The 9,531-nt window shown below is 67.7% G+C and carries 7 protein-coding genes; all 7 read right to left on the bottom strand.

Features of this window, described 5'->3' with window-relative positions:
- A partial coding sequence (locus tag WBA11_RS14750) for a sodium:solute symporter family transporter (RefSeq protein WP_424521423.1) occupies window positions 1-628 on the bottom strand: 628 nt, incomplete at its 3' end.
- Complete coding sequence (locus tag WBA11_RS14755; RefSeq protein ID WP_424521424.1) at window positions 629-1,465, bottom strand: GIY-YIG nuclease family protein; 837 nt, start codon at window positions 1,463-1,465, stop codon at window positions 629-631.
- Window positions 1,466-1,618: 153 nt separating this feature from the next.
- Window positions 1,619-2,815: a glycoside hydrolase family 10 protein gene (locus WBA11_RS14760; protein ID WP_424521425.1), complete on the bottom strand. Its 1,197-nt coding sequence runs from the start codon at window positions 2,813-2,815 to the stop codon at window positions 1,619-1,621.
- Window positions 2,812-4,476: a peptidylprolyl isomerase gene (locus WBA11_RS14765; protein ID WP_424521426.1), complete on the bottom strand. Its 1,665-nt coding sequence runs from the start codon at window positions 4,474-4,476 to the stop codon at window positions 2,812-2,814. Before WBA11_RS14765 ends, WBA11_RS14760 begins: the two co-directional genes overlap by 4 nt.
- A gap of 61 nt (window positions 4,477-4,537) precedes the next feature.
- Window positions 4,538-5,536: a PorV/PorQ family protein gene (locus WBA11_RS14770; RefSeq protein WP_424521427.1), complete on the bottom strand. Its 999-nt coding sequence runs from the start codon at window positions 5,534-5,536 to the stop codon at window positions 4,538-4,540.
- Window positions 5,537-5,543: 7 nt separating this feature from the next.
- Entirely contained in the window at window positions 5,544-9,038 is a 3,495-nt protein-coding gene (locus WBA11_RS14775; RefSeq protein WP_424521428.1) for a hypothetical protein, read from the bottom strand.
- A 249-nt stretch (window positions 9,039-9,287) separates the two neighbouring features.
- The coding region (locus WBA11_RS14780) for a hypothetical protein (RefSeq protein ID WP_424521429.1) at window positions 9,288-9,531 on the bottom strand (244 nt) is incomplete at its 5' end.

Consider the following 9,531-nt stretch of genomic DNA (forward strand, 5'->3'; position numbering starts at 1 on the left):
GGATGTCGTACACCATCATCACGTTGGCGACGACGTAGATGATGACGCCGCCGATCAGCACGCCCTGGAACACGTCGGTGTAGACGACGCCGTACAACCCGCTCGTGATCGTGTAGACCGACGCCAAGCCGACCATCAGGATCGTCGCAATGTCCGGGTCGATGCCCATGATCGTGCCCAGGAAAATGCCGGCGCCGGCCGCGAAGTAGGTCACCACCCAGATCGCAAACACCAGGTTGGCGATGGCCGCGAGGATCCGGGCCGCCTTGCCCTGCCGACCGTTGCCGAAGCGGAATTCCATCCACTCGGCCGTCGTCATGACGTTCGCGCGGCGGTTCCATTTGCCCATGAACACCATGAAGAAGGCCATCACCAAGACCACGCCGCCACGGATCTCGATAAAGAAGCCGTCCATGCCGAGCGCGTAGATCAGCGCCGCGATCACCATCGTGCCGGACACGTCCAAGTTCGACGCCATCCCGCTGGCCCCGAGCGCCCACCACGGCATCTCGTTGTTGCCCAGGAAGAACCCGTCGATGCTTTGCGACGCTCGCCGTTGCGCCCACAGTCCGATCCCCATCATGGTGGCGATGTAGATCCCGACGACGATGTAGTCGATGGTATGCATTCAGGCGGTGCGCTTCCGTCCTCGAGGATGAGAGTGTGGTGCTGTGCGTCGCGGCGCCGTCCTCGAGGTCGCGTGCCGGTCAGTTTCGGTCTCGCCAACGGCGTCATCCAGAGCGGAGCGCAGCGGAGTCGAAGGATCTCGACGCGCCGCGTCGGCCCTCGGTCTTGGACTCGTCCTCGAGGTCGCGCTCGTTCCTGAATCGGCCTCGAGGACGAACGGTGCGTCTCTGGCCTCGATGTCGCTCTGGCAGAGCGCGTCAACCTGCTGCGCGTCGAGATTCCTCGACAAGCTGGCTGCGCCGACCTGGCGGTTCGGAATGACGTTGTTGGTGGGATGGGACTTGGAACTAGGTGTGATAGTCCGGGCGGACGTTGACCGCTCCTGAGTCGTCCTCGAGGTCGAACCAGCGTTCCAAGTCAACATGGCTCCGGTCTCACCTACAGCGTCATCCTGAGCGGAGCCGAAGGATCTCGACGCGCTGCGTCCTGTCGCGGAGTCCTGGCCGTCCTCGAGGTCGGACTCGGTTCTCCGTGGTGCTACCGCCCTCGAGGACGCGCCGTAGCGGGAGCCCTCGAGGTCGCGCCACGTCGGGTTCTCGGCCTCGATGAGCGCTGTCTTTTTGGCTCGGCTCCACCCTTTGATCTGCTTCTCGCGCGCGATGGCGTCTCTCGCGGACGGGTACTCTTCGAGGTGGACAAGCCGGTCGATGCGGTAGCGCGAGGTGTAGTCCGATACTCCTGCCCAGTGCTCGGCCAGCTGCCGTTCGACGTGGTTCGTCACGCCGACGTACGTCGCGCGGCTCCGGCTGGCGAGGATGTAGACGGTCAGAGTGCGCAATCGGGCGGGGCGCGTCGAGATCCCTCGGCTTCGCTCGGGATGACGGTGGTGGGAGGGCGGAGGATGGTTCGTCCTCGAGGTCGCGTCGGCTCGTCCTCGAGGACGGGAAAGAGTGCAGCCTCGAGGACGAAGTGGACGTCGCCCTCGAGGTCGCTAGTCGCCGAACGGCGGGCGGGCGGGCTCGGCGTAGAATGTGGACAGGAGCGTGTCCGCGAGCGCGTCGTCGTTCTTGCGGAGCCCCTCGTAGAAGAAGAAGACCTCGCCGCGGTAGCCTTGGTCGCGGTTGTACTGCATGAGTCCCATCAGGTAGTCGACCGGGATCACATAGTCGCCGACGTTCATCAGCACGCCGGGGTAGACGAGCGAGTCGGCGCCGGGACGGATGTTGAGGACGGCGGCGCGCTGCGTCGCGAGTGTGGCCTTGTAGGCCTCGAGGTCGTAGCGGTAGTTCTGCGGGTGGATCTGGTCCGCGTAGCCGCCGTCGGCCCAACTCGGCCAGTCCTGGAGATAGTTGCGGTAGCCCCAGGGGTAGATGCTCGGCGAGAGCGAGACCTGCAAGTCCGGGTCGACGGCCTTGACCTCGTCGTACATCCGGCGTCCAAACGCGTTGAGCTTGTCGGCGCGCCAGCGGAGCCAGTCCGGGTCGAGCCAGCCGCGCGGCGGGTCCTGGCCGCCGTGCTCGGCGCGGTAGAGCTCCTGGGTGAACTCGGAGTAGCCGCCCTCGGACGGGTTGGCCGGCAGGCGGTCGTCGCCCTGGATGCCGGCGACGTCGTAGTTCTCGGCGACCTCGAGGACGAGGTCCAGAATGAACTGCTGGACCTCGGGGTGGTACGCGTTCATCCACTCGAACCCGTTCTTGGTGAGCAGATTCCCATCTCGGTCTTTCGCCGCCCACTCGGGCTTCGCCGCCAGAATCGGCCCACCGTTCAAGCTGAACGACGACGCGAAGCCGTACTCGAACCACGGGATCACGGCGATGTCGTGCCGCGCGGCCTCGTCGATAATCTCCTGGAGCGGGTCTCGGCCGGCGTAGCGAGGGTCGATGCGGACGCCGGTTACCGCTTCCATCGTCGGGCTCGGGTACGCCGTCATGGCGGCGTTGAGGACGACCGGGTAGACCACGTTGAAGTTGTGGTCGGCCAGGAACTGCATGGCCTCCGCGATGCCCTCGCGGCTGAACATCACGTCGGAGTCGACGTTCGTTAGCCAGACACCACGCAGCTCGACGAGCGACGGCGGCTCCGGGTCGGGTGGGTCGGGAGGGGTCGGGTCATCGCCTGGCCCGACCGGGTCCGACGAACAGCTGGCGGCCATCAGCGCGAGTGCGACAAAAGGGAGGAGTCGGGTCATGCCGATGGGGGAGAAGCGGACAAGGCGGAGCGGAGCGCGGCGTCGTTGAGGCGGACGTCGGACGGGTTCCAGCCGGCGTCGAGCAAGATCTGGTGGACCGCCGCCCGCGGCTCGGCTTGGAGGGCGGAGGTGACCTGGTCGCGGACGTCGGCGAACGGGACGTGGGCATCCGACCTCGAGGTCGCCTCGACCACGACGAACGAGCCGCCGTCCAAGAACGGCCCCGTCAGCGCGCGTTGGCCGGCGGTGGCGAGGGGCAGCGAGTGGACGCCGAACGGACCCGCGTCGCCGGGCTCGGCTGTGTGCGATCGCTCGTCAGTCGCCGCGCCGGCCTCGAGGACGACCTCGGACCACGGCGCGCCGGCTTGAGAGCGGGCGATCGCCGACCGAGCGTTCTCCTCCGTCTCGAAGGCCGTCGCCGTGTACGTCGTCGTCCGCTCCGCGACAAACGACTCGTCGCGCCACAGCCGGTAGAACCGCTCGGCGTGTGCCTCGAGGGTAACGGTGTCGGCCGCGGCCTCGAGGGCGGCGTAGTAGAGCGCCGTCGTGCGCGCAGCCGCCGCGGTCTGCTCGATCGCGGGGTCGTCGCCGTAGCCCGCGTCGAGGGCGTGGGCGGTCAGGATCGAGTCCCGGACGGCGACCTCGACGGCCTTGCGCAGCGTCGGCTCCCAGTGCTCGACGGGGACGCCGGGCAGGGCGTCGAGAAACTGGCCGACGGTGAACGGCTGCCCGTCGACGGTCGCGACCGGCGTGCCTCGCGTCAGGCCCTCGGGCTGCATCCCCGGGAAGACTTGGCGCGCGGCCGCGAGCACGTCGGCCTCCCCGCGGTCTGGGACGAGCGGGGCGATCTGCGGCCACAATGCGCGCAGCGGTCTCAGGTCGACGGCTAGCTCGTGGGCTTCGAGGAGCGGTCGAAGCACGCGCGCTCCCGCCTCCTCGATGCGCCGGTGTCGGACGTCGAACGCGAGCCGCTCCCGCGCTGACTCGTACGCCGTCGCGTCGAGGCGCGTCGTCTCCTCGAGGTCGAGGAGCTGAAACACGTGCCACCCCTGAAGCGATTCGACCGGCTCGGACACGGCGCCGACCTCGAGGCCGAAGATCGCGTCCTCGGGTGCTTCGTCGAGGTCGTTGAATGTGATCCAGCCGAGGTCGCCGGTCGCGTCGAGGCCGATGGTTTGGAACGACGTCCGGGCCACGTCCTCGAAGGGCTCACCGGCCTCGATGCGAGCGCGCAACGCCCGGGCGTCCTCGAGGCGCGTCGCGAACGCCTGTCGGACGCGGGCGCGGCTGTTCTGGCGCCGGAACGCCTGGCGGACCTCGAGGTCGGTCGGCTCGTCGATCCGGGCTGAGAGCGAGTCTTGCAAAAAATGCTGCCGCATCGCGAACGCCCGTTGCCGCTCGACGTGCGCCTGAACCTCAGGCAACTCGCCCAGTCCCGATCGCTCTCCGAGCGATGCGATGTAGGCGCGCTCGAGCATTCGCTGCGCGTACTCGCGCCGAGCCTCCAAGCCGTCCTGGACCGGCGCGATGCTCGCGAACCGAGCGTACTCGTCGGCGAAGGCGCTCTGCCGGACCTCGACGCCGTTGCCCTCGGCCACGACGGGATCGAGGACGAGCGCGTCTCCAGACTCGGCCTGGCAACCTGCGACAGCCAACGTCACGAGCAGCAGGGAGGCTCGTCCTCGAGGACGACGCAGCAACGTGGTCGGTCGAGGCCGCATCCTAAAACTGGAACGACGCGCCGATGGTGCTGACCGAGCCCAGGTCGCCGCGGTCCGCGAAGGCGTAGTCCGCGCGGACCCGGCCGCCGACCTCGACACCGGCACCGAGCCGCAGCGAGCCCTGGCCGAATGTGTCGTCCAAGAACAGGTTGGCGAGCCCGCCGCGCAGGTGGACCATGTTCAACAGCGTCACCTCTGCGCCGACGTTGACGTACTGGTTGTTGCTGTTCGGGAAGAACGCGTCGGACGAGACGCGGACCGCCACGTTCTCCGTCTGCAACGCGTCGTAGGCGAGCCCGATGCGGAAGAGGAGAGGCAAGTCCCACGACTGCGTCGCCAGGTTGGCGAGCACGCCGTCGTTGTCGCCGGCCGTGTTCGGATCGAAGTCCGTTCGGATCGCCGTGTTGTCCCCGGCGAGCTGCATCTCGGTCCCGAAGTTGAAGATGCCGAACCCGAGCGTCACGTCGTCGAACGGTGTCCGGTACTGCACGCCGATATCGGCCGCGAACGCCGTGGCTGTGGACCGGTAGACGCTCGAGGACACGAACTTGACCGTCCCTCCGATGTTGAACGCGTCGGTGAGCCGGCGCGCGTAGCTGAGCCCAGCGGTCACGTCCTGGACGGCGAACGTCTCACCGGTTCCGTCCTCGAACTCGACCGTCGTCACGTCCATCTCGCCCGAGTCGAACAGGTAGACGTGGGCGCCGATCGTGCCGCCGCCGGCCTCGATGACGCCCGCGAGGTACTCGAGCCGGGTCCCCGCGACCCACTCGGTGTGCTGGAACTGGACCTCGCCACCTTGGACGTTCGTGATGCCCGCCGGATTCCAGAACAAGGCCCCAGCGTCGTCGGCCGTCGCCACGGCCGACTCGCCGGTCGCGATGTACCGGGCGCCCGAGGCGATCTCCAAGAACCCGCCGGCCGTCGTGCCGACGCGGCTCTGACTCGAGGCCGGGAGCGTGAGCGCCAGAAGGGCGGCGAAAGCAATCGTGCGTGTCATGGCAGCCCTAGTTGATAATGGCAAAGCGTCCCACCGACTCGCCGATGCCCTCGGCCTCGACGTGGTAGAAGTACAGCCCGAACGCGGCCTCCAAGCCGTCCTTGGTTCGCAAGTCCCAGGTCGCGACTCCGTCCACGCCCTCGAGTTCGCGGACGAACACGCCGGCGACGGTGTAGATGCGGACTCGCGTGGCGCCGGGCAGGTTGCGGAAGAAGATCTTTCGCTCGCCTCGACCGGAGAGGAAGGGACGCGTCTCGGCCGCGTTGCCCACGACGTAGGGGTTCGGCACGACACGGACGCGGTCGAGAATCGACTCGTCGGCGTTGTCGAGTCTCTGTGCGGCGGTCGAGGCGAACGCAAACGCGTCGGCTTCGGTGAAGGGGATTGGAGAGCGGATCAGGTAGCGGTCGCCCGGCTGAGGCAGGACCCACTGGGACTCCGGAAGTACTGAGCCATCGTTCGCGAGTGGCGGCTCGAACCGGATCGTCCACGCCTGCGAAAAGCGGCTGTCCGTCTCCTCGTTCAGGAACGCCAACGTGATCGACTCGCCCGTCTGGATCCTGCCGTCACGCGTGTCGCGCGGCTCGGTAAAGACGGCGTCGATGGGGTCACCGGTGTCCGTGTCGACGATGCGCAAGAACACCTCACGCGAGGACCGGCCGGAGAGAGACGTGAACACAGATCCGCTCGTGTCGGCCGTGACCTCGATGGCCGCGTTGATCGCCCACAGCGGCGCTTGGTCGAAGCCGAACGCCGGCGTCGTGTTGAGCGTCGTCAACAGGTTCGTCTGCGACTCGCGCGTCCACCCCGACGCCTGCTGGACCGACGCCTCGGTCGGGTTCGCGTTCTCGAACGCGAGCGTGAAGCCCTCGTCCAGTACCTCGTAGGTCCAGACGTTGAGCGGGACGCCCTCGAAGGTGGTCGGGACCGGCTGGTCGTCCACGATCACCCGCCCTTCGGCGTCGACGACGGAGAACGTCGAGGTCCGGCGGTCGACGGCCGATCCGTCCGGCCTTGAGGTGAACGAGACCGTGTAGGTCGTGGACCGGAGCAGGTCGCCCGAGAGCGGGATCACGCGGACCGTGCCCGTGGCGGCCCCCGTCGTCCGAGCGATCTGGCCCTGCGGCCCGGCCTCGACGGTTCCCGGCTCGGTGTCGCTCGGCGGCGGGTTCGGCGTCGCCTGGACCGTGTTCTGGTCGAAGTTGGTGATGACCCCGTTCGTGACCGTGATCGAGGCCGGGGACTCGGCCGGCGAGATCGGGAACAGGTTGTCGATCTCGGTGATGCCGCGCTCGAAAAAGTCCAGGTCGTAGCCGGCGTCGTAGGCCAGGACGGCGTAGTAGTACGTCCGCCCGTTGACGACGTCCTCGTCGACGTAGGCGCGCTGGAGGCCGGTGTCCTCGCCCATGTAAAAGTGGACGCCGTTCGGCAGCCCGATCTCTTCTCCAAACTGCAACGGGTGCGGCCCTGTCAACCCGTTGACCAGGTCGAACTGGGCGATCGAGCGCTTGTAGACGTCGTTGCCGAGGGCGTCGGTGATGTCTTGGGCGTCGCGGAACTGCGGGTCCGTCGACTTGAGGATCCGATAGCCCTCGAAGTCGCGGCCGTAGATCGGGTCGCGTGACAGTTCGGCCAGGTCGTCCCACAGCAACGTCACCTTGCCATCACCCGGGACGACGCTCACCTTCGGCTGCCGCGGTGGGCGGGCAAAGCGGTAGTCGGCGTCGAAGATGCGCTGGGCGACCTGGGCCGTGCGGAACATGGCCTGCTCGTTGGCGCCCCACAGGAAGGCCGTCGAGAACCGCTCGGTCCGGCCCGGAGCGAGCCCGAACGGGCCCGAGCCGAAGATCCAGATCTGGTTGACACCCTGCTGGGGGACGTCGAAAAAGCCCGGCTGCAAGCGGCGCCACACGGCCGGCTCGTCCTTGACGTCGACGACGCCGAAGAGCGGGGCGTTGAACGACGTGAGCCCGACCTGGTCGGACTCGTCCTTGTCGAGCTGCCCGAAGTTCGGCTCGCCCTGGTCGGGCCGGCCGTTGCCCTCGGTCCCGTCGTCGTCTGGTCCGGGATAGCCCTCTTCCTCGGGCCCGATGCCGTCCGTCCCCTTGTCGTCGATCTCTTCGATCCAGTCACAGTCCTCGTCACCCTCCCAATGGTCCTGGGGCGGGCCGTAGACGCCGCACGAGCCGAAGATGAACGCGCCGGCGTCGTTGTCGCGGCTCTCGTCCGTGAGCCCGTCGTCATCGTTGTCGATGCCGTCGAACGAGATCGACGGGCTCTCCAAGAACTTCCAGCCGACGTAGCCCGGCGGGATCTCGGGGAACTGGACCCAGGTCCCGATCCCGGTGGTCGAGAAGCCGTAGACCAAATCGACGGGCTGGCTGAAGGCGGCGCCGTCGTCGCTCGCACCGGAGCCGGCGGGGTTCGTGTCGGTGTAGCCCCCGAAGAACATCGGGTTCTGGTCGAGCCGGTTCGTGTAGTCGATCTGGCCCGCGTTGGAGACCGCGTACTGCATGAACAGGATGTCCTTCGCCAGGGCTTGTGACCACTGGAACAAGCGGACATCAATCTGGACGCCCAGGCCGCGGAGGTCCGGCTGGCCCGGACCGAAGGGGAAGACCTGGAACTCGCGGTTGGTCCAGTCATCCATCACGTAGAAGATCTCCTGGTCCGCGTTGAACTGGTTGAGCCCGAAGAACCCGTTCCACAGCCCGTCCCACTCGGCCGGCCGGCCGGGCCACGTCCTGGGCCACGAGCCGGGGTTGAGCGAGTTGGCGATCTCGGGCGACGCGAGTTGCGGGTTGAAGTAGCCCGGCTTGGGCTGGAACTTCCACTCGACGCGCCCATCCGTCTCTGCAAGAGGTCCCGAGTTGGCGTCGCTGTAGCCGTCGGAGACGATGACGGTCGGGGTCCCCGCCTGGTTCGGCACCTGGGCCGCCACCAATCCCGACATCTGGTGCAGGTGCCCGTGGCCGGTCCCCTTGGGCCAGACGCCGGCCTGGTTGATGCTCTCGTTGCCCCGCCCGATCGCGCCCGTGTTCGTCACGATCGACTCCACCTGGTTGCCGTTGGCGTTCAGGTCCGTCCGCGCCTCCCGGACGCCCGGCGTCGAGTTGATGAACACGCCCGACTGGTTGACCTGCGCCTCGGTCGCCGGTGCGAGCGCCACCAGCACCACGCCCAGCGCCACGAGCAGCGTCCTCGAGGACGACCGTGCCCGCTCGAGGGCGGACCGTAGTCGGGTTCTCGACTTCGAGGTCGAACGCGGCACTCCGCGCCCACCTACAACGTTATCCAGAGCGGAGCGCAGCGGAGTCGAAGGATCTCGACGCGCCCCGGCGGTCCGTGGTCTTGCAACCGTCCTCGAGGTCACGCCCGTCCCCGAATCGGCCTCGAGGGCGAACGGCGACGCCCCAACCTCGAGGTCGCTCGGGGACGGCGCTGTTGGACGTGGCGCGTCGAGATCCCTCGACAGGCTCGGGATGACGTTGTGGGCAGGCATGGTAGAAATCACCGTCCTCGAGGTCGAGGCCGTGTCTGAATCGGCCTCGAGGCCGCTTTGGTGCGACTCTGTGGTATCTGTCGTCCTCGAGGTCGCCCGTAGGGGCGTATTGCAATACGCCCCTGCCGAACGCCGTGCTGCGCCGTCCTCGAGAACGTGACCCGACCGCGAGGTCGAGACCGAACGGTCCGCGGTGGGACCCATCGAGGACGAGAGCGCGGTCGAATACGAAGTCGTCAAGACGGTCACCTAAAAGTCAAACTGGAGGCCGACGCGGACGGACCGCGGCGCCGGCTGGAGCACCGGGTTGTAGCGGAAGTCGGACAGGGTGTTGATCTGGGCCAGCCCGTTCGCCGCGTGGGCGGCTTCCTCGGCCGGGAAGATGATCGGGAAGCGGTCGGCCCGGTAGAAGTCGAGCAGGTTCTCGCCGATCACCAGCAGCTGGGCGTTGACGCCGGCGACCTCGAGGCCGCGCGAGGCGCGGAGGTCGAGC

Source organism: Rubrivirga sp., assembly GCF_049648075.1.
GTDB lineage: Bacteria > Bacteroidota > Rhodothermia > Rhodothermales > Rubricoccaceae > Rubrivirga.

Coding starts and splice junctions, on each gene's coding strand:
- WBA11_RS14760 (WP_424521425.1), bottom strand. CDS start 2,815: ATGACCCGACTCCTCCCTTTTGTCGCACTCGCGCTGATGGCCGCCAGC.
- WBA11_RS14770 (WP_424521427.1), bottom strand. CDS start 5,536: ATGACACGCACGATTGCTTTCGCCGCCCTTCTGGCGCTCACGCTCCCG.
- WBA11_RS14775 (WP_424521428.1), bottom strand. CDS start 9,038: ATGCCTGCCCACAACGTCATCCCGAGCCTGTCGAGGGATCTCGACGCG.